The sequence below is a fragment of the Halalkalibacter sp. AB-rgal2 genome (assembly GCF_041821005.1).
In the GTDB taxonomy this organism is placed as follows: Bacteria; Bacillota; Bacilli; order Bacillales; family Bacillaceae_D; genus Halalkalibacter.
Window position 1 is genome coordinate 68,582 of sequence record NZ_JBGUAV010000019.1, and the last position, 16,587, is coordinate 85,168.

At 35.9% G+C, this 16,587-nt stretch carries 16 protein-coding genes and 1 pseudogene; 14 read left to right on the plus strand and 3 right to left on the minus strand.

Annotated elements, in window-relative coordinates; genetic code table 11:
* Positions 1–42 precede the first annotated feature (42 nt).
* The 5 genes from ACERJO_RS14685 to ACERJO_RS14705 all read left to right on the plus strand — a co-directional run bounded on the left by ACERJO_RS14685 (position 43) and on the right by ACERJO_RS14705 (position 2,655).
* The gene (locus tag ACERJO_RS14685) at positions 43–723 is read left to right on the plus strand and encodes a zinc metallopeptidase (RefSeq protein WP_373647969.1); all 681 of its coding nucleotides are present in this window, start codon (positions 43–45) and stop codon (positions 721–723) included.
* Between the two features lie 28 nt (positions 724–751).
* On the plus strand, positions 752–1,234 hold the full coding sequence (locus ACERJO_RS14690; RefSeq protein WP_247106401.1) for a DUF5392 family protein: 483 nt from the start codon (positions 752–754) through the stop codon (positions 1,232–1,234).
* 114 nt (positions 1,235–1,348) lie between these two features.
* Entirely contained in the window at positions 1,349–1,624 is a 276-nt protein-coding gene (locus ACERJO_RS14695) for a hypothetical protein (RefSeq protein WP_373647970.1), read from the plus strand.
* 65 nt (positions 1,625–1,689) lie between these two features.
* A complete protein-coding gene (locus tag ACERJO_RS14700; protein ID WP_247106403.1) occupies positions 1,690–1,869 on the plus strand; it encodes a YwbE family protein in 180 nt (59 codons plus the stop codon).
* Between the two features lie 60 nt (positions 1,870–1,929).
* Positions 1,930–2,655 carry a hypothetical protein gene (locus ACERJO_RS14705; RefSeq protein WP_247106404.1) on the plus strand — a complete coding sequence of 242 codons (726 nt, stop codon included), beginning with the start codon at positions 1,930–1,932 and terminating at the stop codon, positions 2,653–2,655.
* Positions 2,656–2,737: 82 nt separating this feature from the next.
* On the opposite strand, the gene ACERJO_RS14710 is transcribed toward ACERJO_RS14705, so the two are convergent.
* Entirely contained in the window at positions 2,738–3,814 is a 1,077-nt protein-coding gene (locus ACERJO_RS14710) for a M42 family metallopeptidase (RefSeq protein WP_373647971.1), read from the minus strand.
* A gap of 406 nt (positions 3,815–4,220) precedes the next feature.
* Here ACERJO_RS14710 and yiaA point away from each other — a divergent pair, with 406 nt between their 5' ends.
* Positions 4,221–4,691, plus strand: coding sequence for an inner membrane protein YiaA (gene yiaA / locus ACERJO_RS14715; protein ID WP_247106406.1), 471 nt, complete (start codon positions 4,221–4,223; stop codon positions 4,689–4,691).
* A 505-nt stretch (positions 4,692–5,196) separates the two neighbouring features.
* Here the strand turns inward: yiaA and ACERJO_RS14720 are convergent.
* On the minus strand, positions 5,197–5,457 hold the full coding sequence (locus ACERJO_RS14720) for a hypothetical protein (protein WP_373647977.1): 261 nt from the start codon (positions 5,455–5,457) through the stop codon (positions 5,197–5,199).
* Positions 5,458–5,687: 230 nt separating this feature from the next.
* Here ACERJO_RS14720 and ACERJO_RS14725 point away from each other — a divergent pair, with 230 nt between their 5' ends.
* The 8 genes and pseudogenes from ACERJO_RS14725 to ACERJO_RS14760 form a co-directional block, all read left to right on the plus strand.
* Entirely contained in the window at positions 5,688–7,061 is a 1,374-nt protein-coding gene (locus ACERJO_RS14725; protein ID WP_247106409.1) for an MATE family efflux transporter, read from the plus strand.
* Positions 7,062–7,664: 603 nt separating this feature from the next.
* Positions 7,665–8,936: an extracellular solute-binding protein gene (locus tag ACERJO_RS14730; protein WP_373647972.1), complete on the plus strand. Its 1,272-nt coding sequence runs from the start codon at positions 7,665–7,667 to the stop codon at positions 8,934–8,936.
* A gap of 69 nt (positions 8,937–9,005) precedes the next feature.
* Positions 9,006–9,887: a carbohydrate ABC transporter permease gene (locus ACERJO_RS14735; protein WP_247106412.1), complete on the plus strand. Its 882-nt coding sequence runs from the start codon at positions 9,006–9,008 to the stop codon at positions 9,885–9,887.
* Between the two features lie 46 nt (positions 9,888–9,933).
* On the plus strand, positions 9,934–10,779 hold the full coding sequence (locus ACERJO_RS14740) for a carbohydrate ABC transporter permease (protein WP_373647973.1): 846 nt from the start codon (positions 9,934–9,936) through the stop codon (positions 10,777–10,779).
* A gap of 68 nt (positions 10,780–10,847) precedes the next feature.
* Positions 10,848–11,279 carry a hypothetical protein gene (locus ACERJO_RS14745; protein WP_373647974.1) on the plus strand — a complete coding sequence of 144 codons (432 nt, stop codon included), beginning with the start codon at positions 10,848–10,850 and terminating at the stop codon, positions 11,277–11,279.
* A gap of 78 nt (positions 11,280–11,357) precedes the next feature.
* Complete coding sequence (locus ACERJO_RS14750) at positions 11,358–12,839, plus strand: alpha-N-arabinofuranosidase (RefSeq protein WP_274169712.1); 1,482 nt, start codon at positions 11,358–11,360, stop codon at positions 12,837–12,839.
* A 254-nt stretch (positions 12,840–13,093) separates the two neighbouring features.
* Positions 13,094–15,898, plus strand: a complete 2,805-nt coding sequence (locus ACERJO_RS14755; RefSeq protein ID WP_373647975.1) for an EAL domain-containing protein — start codon at positions 13,094–13,096, stop codon at positions 15,896–15,898.
* Positions 15,899–16,038: 140 nt separating this feature from the next.
* Positions 16,039–16,226: pseudogene (locus tag ACERJO_RS14760) on the plus strand (transposase); the annotation flags it as partial.
* A gap of 192 nt (positions 16,227–16,418) precedes the next feature.
* Here the strand turns inward: ACERJO_RS14760 and ACERJO_RS21075 are convergent.
* Positions 16,419–16,532 carry a hypothetical protein gene (locus tag ACERJO_RS21075; RefSeq protein WP_483867210.1) on the minus strand — a complete coding sequence of 38 codons (114 nt, stop codon included), beginning with the start codon at positions 16,530–16,532 and terminating at the stop codon, positions 16,419–16,421.
* Positions 16,533–16,587: the final 55 nt, after the last annotated feature.

Below are 16,587 nucleotides of genomic sequence, written 5' to 3' on the forward strand. Positions count from 1 at the left end.
CCGATGCTTCTATTGCTTCATTAGAAAAGGAGTATGGATTAAATGATTTTTCATCCAATGGATTTTTTGATTTTTGCTGCTTTAGGATTAGCACTATGGGCACAAACGAAAGTAAAAGGGAATTTTGAGAAATGGTCACGCGTACGAGCGTCTTCTAATTTAACTGGTGCGCAAGTGGCACGTTTGATCTTAGATAAAGAAGGCTTATCTCATGTGAAGGTCGAGCATTCACGAAATGGGACATTATCTGATCACTATGATCCGACAGCCAAAACGGTCCGATTATCAGATCCAGTATTTGCAGGGAATTCAATTTCCTCATTGGCTGTAGCAGCTCATGAAGTCGGTCATGCTATTCAAGATGATACACGTTACGGAATGCTACTACTCCGTCATCGATTGTTTCCAGTCGCTAATATCGGCTCGCAGGTTGCTCCCTTTTTATTCATTGGTGGTTTTGTCCTTGATATGATGAATTTAATTGGTGTCGGAATTGTTTTATTTGCTGCAGCTGTTCTATTTCAGGTGGTCACTTTGCCAGTCGAATTTGATGCAAGTAATAGAGCTAGAAAGAAACTAGTTGATCTCGGTTTAATCGAGAATCAAGAAGAAAAAGGGATAAGCAATGTCTTAAATGCAGCTGCCTTAACTTATGTCGCAAGTACGTTAATGGCTATTTTACAATTAATTAAGTTTATCCTTATTTTTAGAGGAAGAAGATAAAGAAACGAGTAAAGAGGTGTATGAGATGATGTCTTTTAAAGCAAATCAAAAGCAATCACCATATATAGCAAAAGAACTCGCAAAAATTCAATCGAAACTCAAACCATTTATGAAAAAAAGCACCATATATACCTTTATATCGATTCCACTTATCACATTTTCGATGATGAATTTAGGCATTATATTGTTTCAAATTGGGATTAGTCAAGAAATGATGCTGATCGTGGTCATTGCTGCTTTATCTGGTGCATTTGGATTAGCATTATTTAAAGAATCAATGCATGTGAATAAACAAATGTTTCAAACGAGTGTGGATTATATGACTGATCGAATTACGAAAAGTACGAGAATTCCTGATCAATCAAGGGAGCAATATTTAGATCAAATCCAGGCCGAACCTACGAAGGCTGTCAATACGTTTTGTTTATTTTTAGAACAAGAGGAAAGAATCAAGAAAGTAGAAGAAGGTACAGTATCGATTTTCGAAAAGACAAATGATAGGACTAAATAACTCCTAAAAGGTGTATAACTCTTTTGGGGGTTTTTCTATCTGTATGCTAAAATAAAGTGGAAAAAGAAAACGTCATTGTGCATAATTAGCCAAAGTTAAAGGGAGTCGAACGAAATGGAAACGGTTTGGCGAGAGAGCCTTAAGTCTTACTTAAAATTAACTCTATTCATTATGATGGTTATCTCTACTTGTTTAGTTATTTGGACAAGCTTTACAAAAAAAGAAGAAATAGTTCCATTTTTACTGAGTGTTACCTTGTTTTTATGGATTAGCCAGGTGCACATAGAAAATAAAGATGCTAATAAAAAGAATATGTATCGATTCATATTTGCCATTTCGCTTCTGTCTGTAGTATTTGGAGCGTTTCATATCTTATTTGTTTTTCGTTGATATAGGGCAAATAGCTTATAAACTGTTCATTATGTTACGCTATCATTGAAAAAGGAGAGAACAAAATGCAAATCAAACAAGGTTTAAAAGTAAGGGTCGTTCAAAAGCAAGACCAACGTACAGGCCAGCTAACAGAAGGGATTGTTGCCAAAGTTTTAACAAAATCAGCAACTCATCCTCATGGTATAAAAGTGATGCTTGAAAGTGGTATTGTAGGAAGAGTGAAAGAAGTTATTAGTAATTGACATAGATTTCAAATGATGGAAGGATGCTAGAGAAAGGATTTAAAATGAAGGAGACAGCGTATGTCAATTGATGCTTTTATTATGGGACTCGTTTTTATTATCATTCATTTGTTTGCAAATGAATTAATTCCATCTAAGCGGATCCATCGCTTGAAATGGTTTTCTTTTTCAGGTGGTCTAGCTGTTTCCTATGTATTTGTTTACGTACTACCGACCTTACATAAAGAGCAATTGCACGTAAAACAGTATGGAGATTACTTTAGTATGGAATCTGAGCTGTATTTTATTGGGCTTTTAGGTGTTCTGATCTTTTATGGAATACAGAAAGTCGTTAGAAATGCAGAAAGGGAGGATGAAACTAAAAAGGTGCGTACGCTATTTTGGTTACAAATTCTCTTTTTTGGCTTCTATAATATGCTCGTTGCTTATACGATTATTTCACATGATGTATTGGGAATTCAGGCTGTATTTTATGGCTTAGCGGTAGGTCTTCACTTTGTTGCGGTTGCTCATGATATGTGGCGAGAATATGCAGATATTTATAATAAAATGGGCCGTTATGTGTTAGCGTTAGGAATTGTAGCAGGCTGGGTGATGGGGATGACCGTTCCATTATCTCCATTGACGGAATCGATTATTTTTGCTTTTATTTCTGGAGCTATGATTTTGAATGTTCTAAAATATGAGCTACCTCCTGATGAAGAGTCACACTTTATTACATTTGCTATCGGTGTTGTTGCCTATACGACGATTACGATGTCATTAAAATTTTTCTTTCAATGGTGAAGAGAATGTTCGAAAAAAACCTGCTTTCAACAGATTAGTTGGAGGAAGGAACCTATAAAGTAGAACTTCCTCCAGATTGATGTTAGGATAAACCGATAATCGACTGAATTGTCTTATCATCAAGCTGTTTAATGACCTCGCATAATAAGGTGACAGCATGTTCTAAGTCGTCATAATGAACAATGGAAACATGGCTATGAATATAACGTGAGGCCACACTGACGACTAACGTTGGTACACCATGATGGTTTAAATGGAATTTACCAGCATCCGTTCCCCCGCCGGTCATAATGTCAATTTGATAAGGAATTGAATGCTCTTTTGCGATATTTACAACAAAATCCCGAAGCTTACGGTGAGGAATCATTGATCGGTCCATGAAGCAGAGAACAGGACCTTTACCTAGCTCTAAGCTCGTTTCTTCCTTATTCTTCCCTGGTATATCACCTGCAACACCTACATCTGTCGCAAACGCTATTTGAGGCTGAATCATATTGGCTAACGTCTCTGCTCCACGTAAACCAACTTCTTCTTGAACGGTTGCACCTGAATAAAGTGTGTTTGGAAGCTTTTCCTGCTTTAACCTTTCTAAAACCTTTAAAGCGATGTAGCAACCTGCTCGATTATCCCACGTTCGACTTAATAGCATTTTTTCATTAGATAGTGACTCGAATGGGCAAATGGTTGCAATTGGGTCACCGATAGCAACTCCATATGATTCTACTTCTTCGCGAGAGCTTGCCCCGATATCAATAAACATTTTATCAAGAGTAAGAACCTTTTTTCTCTCCTCAGGAGTGAGTACATGAGGAGCCTTTGAGCCGATAACACCAGTAATATCTTTTTGTTTTGATAATACTTTAACACGTTGTGAAAGAAGAACATGCCCCCACCATCCTCCTAATGGACGAAAGCGAAGAAAGCCATTTTTCGTAATGCCGCTAACGATAAAGCCAACTTCATCTAAATGCCCTGCTAACAATATTTTTGACCGACCTTCACCTATTCTTCCAACGATGCTGCCTAAGTGATCGGATTCGATCTGACTCGTATGAGAGGCAATTTCGGTTTTCATCACATGGAAAATACGTTCTTCAAAGCCAGGCAATCCTTCTGTTTCGGTAAGTGTTTTCATTAATTGCAGGTTAGTCTGCTCCATTTAGGAACCTCCTTGTATGTGAGACCTCTGAAAAAATGTAACTTAACTTTTTCAGTGCCATTTATGTACTAGTCATAGGATCACGAATATTAATGAAATTTATTCAAGGGAAAAAGGGGTACTATTTTCAATATTCCTTTATTAAACTGTTGAGAATAAGAAAGTAGTGGATAAGATGAACGTAAACGAAGTAATAAATGGACCTTTTTTGAAGAATTTCAATCACAAATCGTCTAGCTTCATCAAAATTAGTTATGCGTACAAAAATTTTTAATCTGTTATTAATAACAAAATTATCTATGATTTATAAGAATTTTCTATATAATAGAAATAGATAGGAGCGCCGGTACCGTGTATCTGCAAGTGCTCTATTTTATTCGATAAAATGAGCGAGGCGAAACATTCAATGTCTAATGATGATGAAATTTTATTAGTTAAAGGAAAACAAAATGAGTTAAAGCTGAAAATAGAAAGGAAAGAGGGAGAACCGACTCCAGCTTTCAAAGGGGCTTCTTGGGCAGCGTTGTTAATAGGCGTTACTGCTTATCTAATTGGTTTGTTTAATGCATCGATGCAATTGAACGAAAAAGGATATTACTTTGCCGTTTTAATATTTGGACTTTATTCAGCAGTATCTTTACAAAAAGCAGTAAGAGATAAAGACGAGGGGATACCAGTAACTGGTATTTATTATGGTATTAGTTGGTTTGCACTTGTTGTAGCTGTTTCCCTAATGGCTATCGGCTTGTATAATGCAGGGAGTATTATTTTGAGTGAAAAGGGTTTTTACGCTATGTCATTTGTTCTTAGTTTATTTGCTGCTGTAACGGTTCAAAAGAATATTAGAGATGCACAAAGAGCAAAGGAAAGAGATTGAGTTATTATTCATTAATTTTAGTGTAGTGATAAGTCTGTTTTTCGTCATAAATGGTATTTTAGGACGGGGAACAGGAGAATATATCTTGTATTCTTCAATGGTCGGGTGCTATAAATCGAACAAGAATTAAATAAGGATCCACACTTATTTAGAAATATCTAAAATGTGTGGTCCTTTTATGAACATGTGTTAGGGGTTCAGGCTGTATTTAAGACTTGAAGTAGGACTCTAGTTTATTGTGCGTGCTCTTGGTATGTGACGAAGCGGATATATATAATAAAGTGGGTCATAATGTTTTAGTATTAGGGATTGTAGTTGGCTGAATCATGGGAATGATCGTCAATTTATTAAAAAAGGTGGCCGCTCGCCCGTCTATGAGACGTTTTTCTCATAGACGGGCTTAAAACATGTCGCTACACCAGTGACATTAAGATAAACTAACTATCGTTTGGATCGTGTGCTCAACAAGCTGTCTAATGTCCTCTCATAATAAATGAACAGCATGTCATAATGAACAATGGAAACATGACCATGAATATAACGTTTTGAGTTTGATAACACCAGAAATGTCTTTTTGTTTTGATAATACTTTAACGCATTGTGAAAGAAGAACATGCCCCACCATCCTCCTAATGGACGAAAGCGAAGAAAGCCCATTTTTCGTAATGCCACTAACGATAAAACCAACTTTATTTAAATGCCCTGTTATTTTTGACCGACCTTCACCTATTCTTCCAACGATGCAGTCTAAATGATCGGATTCGATCTGACTTGTATATCACATGGGAAATACGTTCTTCAAAGCCAGTCAATCCTTCTGTCTCAGTGAATGTCTTCATTGGTTGTGGCTATATGTTTACTAATTATTGTCGAACATAAATTTCTAGTTTCGAAATATTTATGCTTTTGTTATCGTTCGATATTTAGTAAAATGAATGAACCTTGTTAATGATTTTATTGTTTAGCGAATATTTTCATCTTGGAGAAGGAGCGTTTATGTCGAATGCAAATGTGAAACAAGTATCGTTAATTGCAGTTACATGGCCGATATTTATTGAATCATTGCTTCATTTTTCGTTACGTACTGCAGATACATTTATGTTAAGTCAAGTATCTGATGAAGCGGTAGCTGCAGTTGGAGTGGCGAATCAGATTATTATGTTTATGTTCTTTTTGTTTCAATTTATTGCTACTGGCACTTCAGTCGTTATTGCTCAGTATATCGGAGCAAAAAAATATGGAGAAATTAGAAAGTACACAGGTAATGGTATTCTTATTAATTTTTTATTTGGGTTACTTGTAGCTACCGTTCTTATTATATGTAGTTCTCCGTTACTTAGTATTTTTCAATTAGATAAAGAGTTGTTTTCTCAAGCGCAATTATTTTTAATGATTGTTGGTGGAGCGCTTGTTTTTCAAGCGATGATTGTTACGATGTCTGTTGTGATCCAAACTCACGGTTTTACAAAGGAAACGATGTATGTAAGTGGTGGAATGAACATCATGAATATTTTTGGGAATTATTTGTTTATTTATGGAGCGTTTGGTTTTCCACAATGGGGGGTTCTCGGAGTTGCGATTTCAACAGCAACTAGTCAATTTCTTGCTCTTATTGCATTTGCATTAGTTTTATATTATCGAGTCAACCTTCGCTTAACTTGGAATGATTTCATTCATATTCAGAAAGAACGATTAAAAAAAGTATTAAGCATTGGAATTCCTTCATCAATGACAATCATTTCATATTCTAGCAGTCAAATAGTTACAACTGCATTTATTACGTTACTTGGTACTCAAATGCTAGCTACGAGAATTTATACGTTAAATGTTCTGTTTTTTGTCATGGTGTTGGGGATTTCTCTCGGTAGAGGGTCACAAATATTAACTGGACGACTAATTGGTGCAGGGAAAATGGAAGAGGCGTATCGTCAAGGTATTCGAAATACACGATGGAGCATGGTTCTTGCTTTAGCGATGACAGTACTTATTGTCCTTGTTCGTGAACCTTTACTTAGTCTTTTCTCCTCAGATCCCGAAATTATTCAAATGGGAGCAGTTTTACTATTAATGGGCTTCTTATTAGAACCGGGGCGTTGTTTGAATCTAGTATATGGCGCTACTTTGCAAGCGTCTGGGGATGCTCGTTACTTAATGATCGTGTCCGTACTCGTTATCTGGATGTTCAGTGTTCCTCTTTATTACATGCTAGGTATTCATTTTGGCTGGGGACTAATAGGAATTTGGGTTGCTTTTATCGCTGATGAATGGGTTCGTGGGCTTGCATTATGGGCAAGGTGGCGTTCAAGAAAGTGGGAGAAAAAAGCTTTAGTCAAACATGGGAAACAGGAAAAAATCGATACGGCTTCATAGTATAGTGGCGGTATTACAAAGGGTTAGCAACCTTCCTTTGTAATACTTTTTTAGTTTCGGATTGAGGTTGTATGATTTAATGACTAATAAATTCATTAAATTAATGATGGGTACCATAAACAATAAAGTTAAATAAAAGATAAAAAATTTTTGATTGTTTTTTATAGTTTTTAGTGTGAATTGGTTGAAATCCTAGTATAATAAACGAAAAAGTAGTTATGATTACTTTGAAATGACCCAATTAGACGGAAGTTTAATTAGTTACTATAATAGTTTATTATAAATGAAAATATTAACTATAATCAAAATATTAATTATTAATAAAAATAGTGAAAAAAGTATTGCTAAACATAATAGAGTTATATATAATTACTAACAACAGCTCATAAGTACAAATTTTTTATTAAGCGTTTTCAATACTTTACATGTTCGTACATATTGGGAGGCTATTCATTTGTACTTTTTCGATAAAGAAGAGGCTTGACAATTACCTTTATTCAAAATGTAAACGATACCAACTATTATTCTACTTAGTTGGAGTTACGCCATCTATATTATCGACTGAGCGAGTTAAAACGAGACATTTAATAAGGGGGAAGAAACATGAAAAATCCAATGAAATTTTTATTAGGGCTTTCTTTGCTTGTCGTTGTATTAGTAGGTTGTGGCGGGAATCAGAATCAGGTTGAGTTCTGGACGCCGTTAACTGGTGAAGACGGAGCTAACATGGACGCTCTCGTTCAAGCCTTTAATGAAACAGAGCCAGAATTTGAAGTGAATCACGTCGTCACCTCGGATCTATATACGAACCTTTACACCGTATTGAACTCTGGAAGTGGTATTCCTGATTTAACGTTGATTCATGCCGATCGTGTTCCGAACTTTGTGAATCAAGACTTATTAGAAACAATGGATGAAGTGATGGCCCAGCAACCTGAATTAAAAGAAGAGAATTATATTGAAGAAGCATGGAACTCTGGGGTTGTTGATGGAACTGTTTATACGATTCCATTGGATATTCATAGTAGCGCGATGTACTACAATCAAGACCTATTAGAAAAATATGGCGTTGAGCATTGGCTTGACGATGATGTTGTGACCTTTGATGAAATGCTTGAACTTCAAGGTCAAATGGATGAAGGACAGTATGTATTAAATGATGCGTTGTTAGGTTGGGTTGTGTTAGCGCAAATCCAGAACCTTGGTGGAGACGTTGAGGATAAAAATGGAGATCCTGCTGTTAACACTCCTGAAATGAGAGAAGCGATTGAAGCGATTAAACAACTAGCAGATGCTGGGTTAATGACACCGTATGGTGAAGATGGTTATTTATCATTCCAAGCAGGCGATGTCATCTTCTCAACGGATGGTACGTGGAGCTCACTTGGACACGGTATGGTGGAAGATTTAAACTTTGGTGTGACGAACGTATACTCATTTGAGCCAGATGTGTTCCATAATCGTGCTTCTTCACACTTATTCTCGATGCTGAGAAGTGAAGATCGCACTGATGAAAAAGTAGAAGTTATTGCTGATTTCTTAGAGTTTGTTCGTGAGAATTCAATTGAATGGGCTGAAGCTGGTCAAATTGTTGCCAGTGTCGATGTGATTGAAAGTCCAGAATATGACAACTATATGCAGTCATTCTTTACTTCGACTGAACAACAAACGGAAGCTCTTCACATTTATACGTATGAGCATTATCCGTATGTAGCAGAAGCAATTGATACGTATGTCGCTGATCTTGTTCATGGAGAGATGGACATTGATCAAGGGTTAGCGGAAATGCAATCCTTTGTTGTTGACCGAGTAGAACAGGGAACGTTAGATCTAGAAAATGTAATTGAAGAGCTTGAGGAAGCAGAAGAGGAATAGATGTACGTAAGTAATGTGCCATTTCTTTTGAATGGCACATTACTTTTAAACAAAGGAGGTTGTATAACGGTGAAGAAAAAGATAAATTGGGCTCCGCTTGCCTTTATTGGCCCCCATCTCATTTTATTTATCGTCTTTATTTTAATACCGTCGGTTTACGGTATTTATGCGTCTTTTACAAGATGGAACATGGTATCTGACCCAGTGTGGGTTGGTTTAGATAACTATCGTACGATTCTCCTTAATGAGGAATCGACCTTTTACCGTCAATTCTTTAATGGGATGAAGAATACGTTTATTTTTGTCTTCTTTAGCGTTCCATTTATGATTATTATACCATTATTAATTGCCGCTTCATTGGAACATAAAGAAGTGAAAATGAAAAATCTCTTTCAGACACTTATCTTTATTCCAGGTCTTATTTCCATATCTGCTGCAGCTCTTATTTGGTCCCTTATTTTCAATCGGCAATTAGGGATTGTTAATAATTTGTTTGGATCTGATGTCGTTTGGGCTGCCACTCAACCATACGCTTGGATTACGATTGTTGTTATCACCGTATGGGCCGGTATTGGAGGTAATATGATCATTTATCGTGCTTCGATTAGTAGTGTATCTGAGGAATTATATGAGTCAGCAGAAATTGATGGTGCAGGACCTGTCCGTAAGTTTTTTAGTATTACGTTACCGTCTATTCAGTTTCCGTTAATTTATACACTTATTATGACAACGGCGGGTGCTTTCAATGTCTTTGCTCAACCGTTAATGATGACAGAAGGTGGTCCGAGACAAAGTACGACCGTATTAATGATGTATATTCGTGATTTGGCATTTAGTCATGGTGAATCGATTGCGGGTATGGCTTCGGCAATGGCTGTATTACTTGGATTAGTTATTTTAGTTATCTCTGCAATTCAATATTATTTAATGAATCGCCATTCCACTTCCTAAGTGTCGTGTAGAATTTTAATTGATGAAGAAAGGTAGGGATAACCAAATGTTTGAAAATATAAAAGTGTCAAAGTATTTATCGTATCTCTTTTTGATTATCGTGAGTGCGATTTGGGTCATACCTGTATTTTATGGGATTACGACTTCCTTTCGTTCTCAGACGGAAGTTGTTAGTGCGGGATTCCGGTTGTTACCAGTAAACTGGATCGTTGATAACTATGTGGCGATTTTAGAAAACACGTCTACTGCACCTATTCTCCAATGGATATGGAATTCCATTTTTATTGCGACAACACATACGCTGCTAGTTGTTATTGTCATTGCGATTACAGGATATGGTTATACGCGTATGAATTTTAAAGGACGAGATGTGTTGTTCTTTACATTGCTAGCCATTTCCTTTTTTCCGAATGTCGTCAATATTATCCCATCTTATATGATCATTGACATATTAGGTTGGGTTAACACACCGTGGGCGATGATCGTACCAGGGGTAGCTGGAATGGCTAACATATTCTTAGTGAGGCAGTTTATGAAGGGAATTCCTAAAGAGTTAGATGAATCTGCACGAGTTGATGGTGCAAGTGATTTTAGGATTTTTATTAGTATTATCGTGCCATTAATTAAACCAATTCTAATTGTCTGTGGTTTGTTCTCGTTTGTAGGTTCATGGAATGATTTCTTATGGCCAGTTATCGTGTATACGGATGTTCAGAAGATGCCAGTAACGGCAGGTTTATTATTGCTTCAAGATGTATATGGTAACTACCGGATGATTGGACAACTAATGGGATCAGCAATCTTAGCGATTATTCCGACGCTATTATTGTTCTTCTTTGCTCAGAAATATTTTGTTCAAGCGATTAAATTAAATGCAGGTTTGAAAGGATAAAAGCCTTTACAATCATTGGAATGCATAGTACTCTTCAACTGAATTCGATTGCAAAGGACTGATTAACAATGGGTGCTAGTGTGAAAGTAAGTAGAAAGCTGGAACGAACCTTTATCATCATTGGTGCAGCATGGAACCTTGTGATTGCGCTCGTTACGATGTTTCAATATTATACATGGTTTCAACGAGAAGGAGCCATCAAACTAGAAGAGACAGATATGAATACGATGATTGCAGGTTCACAAATGGTGAATAATGTTCTACAAGTGATCCTAATCTATTCTCTATTTATCTTTGTTGGTGCAATTGTGAATTTCTTAATTGCTGTTAAATTACAAGATGACGAGATTCAATATAAAGTATTAATTTGGATAGGTGTCTGGGCTGCTATCATGCTTACGATGACGGATATCATTGGCTTTGCATTGTATTCAATTGCATTTGTTATGTATTTAGCAAAGAATAAAGCGATTAAATTAGCTCATACGAAAACCCATTAGTATAGTAAGCTATATATAAATGTGATTGATATTGTACGTACAAAAGAAGATTTAACAAATAGGATGGAGGGAGACATGATGACAAACAAAGTCATTATTAACACAGATGTTTCAAAGGGAAAGATTAATAAAAATATTTATGGACACTTTGCTGAGCACCTCGGTAGATGTATTTATGAGGGTTTTTGGGTCGGCGAGGATTCTCATATCGAGAATACAAATGGAATTAGAAATGATGTGGTAGAAGCGTTAAAAAACATTAACATTCCAGTTCTACGTTGGCCAGGAGGATGTTTTGCCGATGAATATCATTGGAAGGACGGAGTAGGCCCTAGAGAAGATCGAAAGAGAATGGTTAATACGCACTGGGGCGGAGTCGTTGAAAATAACCATTTTGGTACACATGAATTTATGATGTTATGTGATATGTTAGGAGCAGAGCCTTACATTTGTGGAAACGTTGGTAGTGGAACAGTTCAAGAAATGTCAGAATGGGTTGAATATATGACCTTTGATGGCGAATCACCGATGGCGAACTGGAGAAACGAAAATGGTCGTAAAGAGCCGTGGTCATTAACATATTTCGGAGTAGGTAATGAAAACTGGGGTTGTGGTGGAAACATGCGCCCTGAGTTTTATGCTGATTTATATCGTCAATTTCAGACGTATGTACGTAATTACGGTGATAACAAAATTTATAAAATTGCTGGTGGTGCTAACGTTGATGATTACCGTTGGACGGAGGTACTCATGCGTGAAGCGGCTCATTTAATGGATGGATTAAGTCTACATTATTATGTTCATCCTCACGGCTTTTGGAATAAAGGCTCAGCACTAGATGCGCGTGAAGAAGAATGGTTTATTACGATGAAGAAGGCTCTTCATATGGATGAGCTGATTTCTAAACACTCGACGATTATGGACAAGTATGATCCAGATAAGCGAATTGGAATGATTATTGATGAGTGGGGAACATGGTTTGATGTTGAGCCAGGTACAAATCCTGGATTCTTATATCAGCAAAATACGATTCGCGATGCATTAGTTGCGGGGTTACATTTTAATATTTTCCACGAACATAGTGACCGAGTTCAAATGGCTAACATTGCTCAAACTGTTAATGTACTTCAAGCAATGGTATTAACTGAAGGGGAAAAGATGATCTTAACTCCAACTTATCATGTGTTTGAAATGTACAAAGTTCATCAAGATGCTGAAAAATTAGATTTATCTATTGAAACCGATACGTATCAACTAAATGATGAGAATTTACCATCAGTCAGTGCAACAGCTTCAAAGGACGCTGATGGAAGGATTCATCTTAGCTTATGTAACCTTAATCCAAGTGAAGAATCTAAGGTTACAGTTGAATTGCGAGGGATTTCAAATGTTGAAAATATCGCAGGGCGTGTCCTAACTGCCGAAGAACGTAATGCACATAATACATTTGATAACCCTGAGAATGTGAAACCAGTAGCGTTTGATGGTTATGAAGTGGAAGGTGAACAATTAACGGTTACGTTACCGAATATGGCAGTAGCTGTCATAACAATTGGTTAATGATAACGCGTTTAATTACAGTTTAATCGTTTGATCGTAAGACCACTGAGAAGATAAGATGTCTTTTCAGTGGTCTTATGTTTTTAATTTTATCTTATCATTTTTCATTATAATTTTTGATTTTAACTCTTTTTACCTATTAAAAAACACAAGATTAAGGTAGAATATAGTAAAAATATAGGTTTATTTGACTAATACGTATGAATGTATAGTCGTTGGTGTGTTGAGAATGAATAAGAAAAGGGAGGCGAACAATGGGATCTTCTAGAAAATCTGCCTTGAAATTAAGTGGAACTTTTTTTATCATTTCGTTTTTGTGGATATATTTTTCTGATATAGCCGTTATGAGATTAACGAATTCAACTGAATTTATTCAGCTGTTTCAAACAACCAAGGGAATTATTTTTATATCGATTACAAGTTATATTCTGTATGTCACCACGTACAAGGATTTGAATCAATTAGAAGGTAAAATTCAATCGATTACAAAGCATCAACAATTGTTATCGCAATCTGAAAGAACATATCGAAGGCTGAATGATGGGAATTTCGATACAATTTGTATGATTAATCAAGAAGGGCTTATTATTTCTGCAAATAAGCAGGCTGAAGTATTTTTACAGTTACCAAAAAATAAAAAAATTAATTTGTTTGAATTTTTCAATCGTGACGAGGAAAAGCAATCAATTATTAAATGTATTCAACAGCAGCAAACATCTTCGCAATATTTTAAACAGATGACTATTTCTTTAAATCATGAGGAAAAAAAGGTCGACATTAACATTATTCCAATTGATGGCCATGACAATGTAGCGTTTTTCATCGTTATGAAAGATATGACATCTCTTCTCCAATCTCAACAGCTATTCGAATATCAATCTTGTATTCTTCAACGCTTCTTACAATCAACGGAGTTAAATGAAGCACTCCGAAATGTTATTACAATATTAGAGCAGAAATCAGACTGTAACTATTCCATTATGATCTATGATCAAAAGAATGAATCTTTAAGCTTTGCAGCAGGACAATCGATTCCAAGTTTATTCGTACAAATGGTAGATGGAATTAAAATTGGGAGAACTATAGGGACATGTGGTCCGGCGATTCTTGATAAGAAAACAGTCATTTGTGAAAATATTGAACAGTGTTCGAACTGGGAAAATTTTAAGGCAATTGCATTGGAATGTAACATTAAATCATGTTGGTCTACGCCTATCTTATTGCCTAGTGGAGAAGTTATCGGGACGTTTGTCGCGTATCATTCTACTATAACTAAACCTACTACGTTTGATTACCGTTTAATGGAATCAGTGGCAAGTGTGATAGGAATGGGGATGGCATACTTTAATAATATGCAAAATACGTTGAAACGAGAGCGAGCTCAGGAGCTTTTGGCAAAACAAACATCTGATTTTATGTGTATTATCAACCATGACTATACGATAACCTATCAAACATCTGCTTCACAGCTATTCTTTCAATCTGAATTGGCAACGTTGTGTGACTTGACAGCTGAGATGACACAAGAGGAAAGGAAGCAGGTAAAAGAAATAATAGACCACATGTTTTCAGGTCTGTTAACTCACAGGGACATGCTTTTTACAAAAAGAAACAATGGGAGAAATCATATTTATCGTATTCATCTCAGTGCCATGCAAATCGAAAATACGATTCAAGGAATAGTGATTTCATTACAAAATGTTACGGAAGAAATGGAGTTAAAGGATTATGTTGAACAGTTGACTTCCACGGATTCGTTAACGAAATTACCAAATCGTAAGAAATTACAAAATTACTTGAGAGAGTTAACGAAACAAGAAGTTTCGTTTTATATTGCGCTCTTAGATTGCTTGAAGTTGAGTCGAATTAATGAGTCGTATGGTCATCAAATTGGTGATGAATTTCTTGTTCAATTATCTACATATTTATTAAATTTAGAAAATGAAAGTATTCGAGTGTTTCGTTCAAGTGGAGATGAGTTTTATCTTGTCATTGAATCGGATGATGAAGTAACGGCCAGAAGCTATTTAAATAAAGTCATCGGCTTTTTTACAGATACATCAGTTGTCCGAACACAAACATTACATATGAATTGTAATATAGGGGCGGTTCAATACAAAGGAGAATCACTAACTGTAGAAGAACTATTCAAACGTTGTGAAACGACATTAGCATATGCGAAAAGACAAGGTGCTAATATGTTGGTATTTTATCATGACCAAATGAAAAGCTCTTATGAAGAGATTATGATTGAAACAGAACTTTATCAAGCTATTGGAAAAGAAGAGCTTACTTTATACTATCAACCATTAGTGAATGTCCATACTCGTGAAGTAATGTCAGTGGAAGCACTTATACGTTGGAACCATTCAAAAAAGGGATTCATTCCACCTGATCAATTTATTCCAATTGCTGAGGAAAATGGATTTATCCGAGTATTAGGTGACTGGATTATAGAGCAAGTATGTAAGCAGTTATGGCAGTGGGATCAAGAAGGATTTGTAATGCCGAAAGTTTCGATTAATCTATCATATGAACAATTAAAGGCAGATGATTTCGTCTCGCGCGTTTTTACTCACCTCAATACATTTAACATAAGCGGAAAACGTTTAACTTTTGAAGTGACAGAACGTATACTTGTTGAAGTCTCAACAGAGACGATGCAGAAGGTTCATGCATTAAGGGAAGCTGGTATTACATTAGCCATTGATGACTTTGGAGTTGGTTATTCCTCACTTTCATATATTGAACGATTCCCTGTAGACACAATCAAGTTAGATAAAGTGTTTGTGAATGAGATTCCAATACCAGATAAAAAGCTAGCGATCATTAAAGCGGTATTTCATTTATGTGAGCTGTTAAATATTCAAATTGTTGTTGAAGGAATTGAGTCAATTGAACAACTTAATCAAATTCCGATTCATCTAGAAGCAACTATTCAAGGGTATTTCTTTGCTAAACCGCAAACAGCGTCGGAATTAATGGAAAATATGAATGAGATTAAACAACTCGTTTATCTTGCTGCATCTAAATTAGAAGAAAGGGAATATAGATATTAATGGTCAAGAGAGAGGCTGGGACAAAACCCTCCTCTGAAAGGGAAATTTCACTGGCTTTAATTATTTTTTACAGTAAAATAAGGACATCTTCTGATAAAATTAAGTTACCACACCAAATCCAATCAGAAAGAAGTGTCCTTATGTTTAAGAATTATAACATGAATCAATTAGTTTTGCCTTTAGATTTAGAAGTGAAATTACAAACGAACGATATTGCTTTTCATATCCACCATTTAATTGAAAGTATCCCTAATGAAGCGTTTAATCTGTTTCTACGAGACGAGGGCTGCCCTGCTTATCATCCCGGCGTATGATGCTTAAAATTATCGATATAATATGTATTATTGGTCCATAGAGACCGCGTACGAGTAATCGTATTTTGTATGGTTCCTAGTCATACATTTTATGAGCTTGTTCATACAAGCGACCACGGCAACCCTGTCCTTCTTGGGGGTAGGTTGCTTTTTTAATTTGTAATACTAATCGACAATATGGTTTGGAGCTGCTTTTTGTTGGCGAATCATGTTTCGGATAATAAAATATAAGATTTTTTTCCTTTAGGGTTTCCTCGTTTATTGATGTGATCTTGTCCAGTGTATTTACCTGATTGATATCTTCGAATATCAATGCCAATAAATGCATTAACTTTTTTATGATTCGAAAAACGAGATAGGTCACCTAGTTCCTCC

Coding starts and splice junctions, on each gene's coding strand:
- ACERJO_RS14685 (WP_373647969.1), top strand. CDS start 43: ATGATTTTTCATCCAATGGATTTTTTGATTTTTGCTGCTTTAGGATTA.
- ACERJO_RS14690 (WP_247106401.1), top strand. CDS start 752: ATGTCTTTTAAAGCAAATCAAAAGCAATCACCATATATAGCAAAAGAA.
- ACERJO_RS14695 (WP_373647970.1), top strand. CDS start 1,349: ATGGAAACGGTTTGGCGAGAGAGCCTTAAGTCTTACTTAAAATTAACT.
- ACERJO_RS14700 (WP_247106403.1), top strand. CDS start 1,690: ATGCAAATCAAACAAGGTTTAAAAGTAAGGGTCGTTCAAAAGCAAGAC.
- ACERJO_RS14705 (WP_247106404.1), top strand. CDS start 1,930: ATGTCAATTGATGCTTTTATTATGGGACTCGTTTTTATTATCATTCAT.
- ACERJO_RS14710 (WP_373647971.1), bottom strand. CDS start 3,814: ATGGAGCAGACTAACCTGCAATTAATGAAAACACTTACCGAAACAGAA.
- yiaA (WP_247106406.1), top strand. CDS start 4,221: ATGTCTAATGATGATGAAATTTTATTAGTTAAAGGAAAACAAAATGAG.
- ACERJO_RS14725 (WP_247106409.1), top strand. CDS start 5,688: ATGTCGAATGCAAATGTGAAACAAGTATCGTTAATTGCAGTTACATGG.
- ACERJO_RS14730 (WP_373647972.1), top strand. CDS start 7,665: ATGAAAAATCCAATGAAATTTTTATTAGGGCTTTCTTTGCTTGTCGTT.
- ACERJO_RS14740 (WP_373647973.1), top strand. CDS start 9,934: ATGTTTGAAAATATAAAAGTGTCAAAGTATTTATCGTATCTCTTTTTG.
- ACERJO_RS14745 (WP_373647974.1), top strand. CDS start 10,848: ATGGGTGCTAGTGTGAAAGTAAGTAGAAAGCTGGAACGAACCTTTATC.
- ACERJO_RS14750 (WP_274169712.1), top strand. CDS start 11,358: ATGACAAACAAAGTCATTATTAACACAGATGTTTCAAAGGGAAAGATT.
- ACERJO_RS14755 (WP_373647975.1), top strand. CDS start 13,094: ATGGGATCTTCTAGAAAATCTGCCTTGAAATTAAGTGGAACTTTTTTT.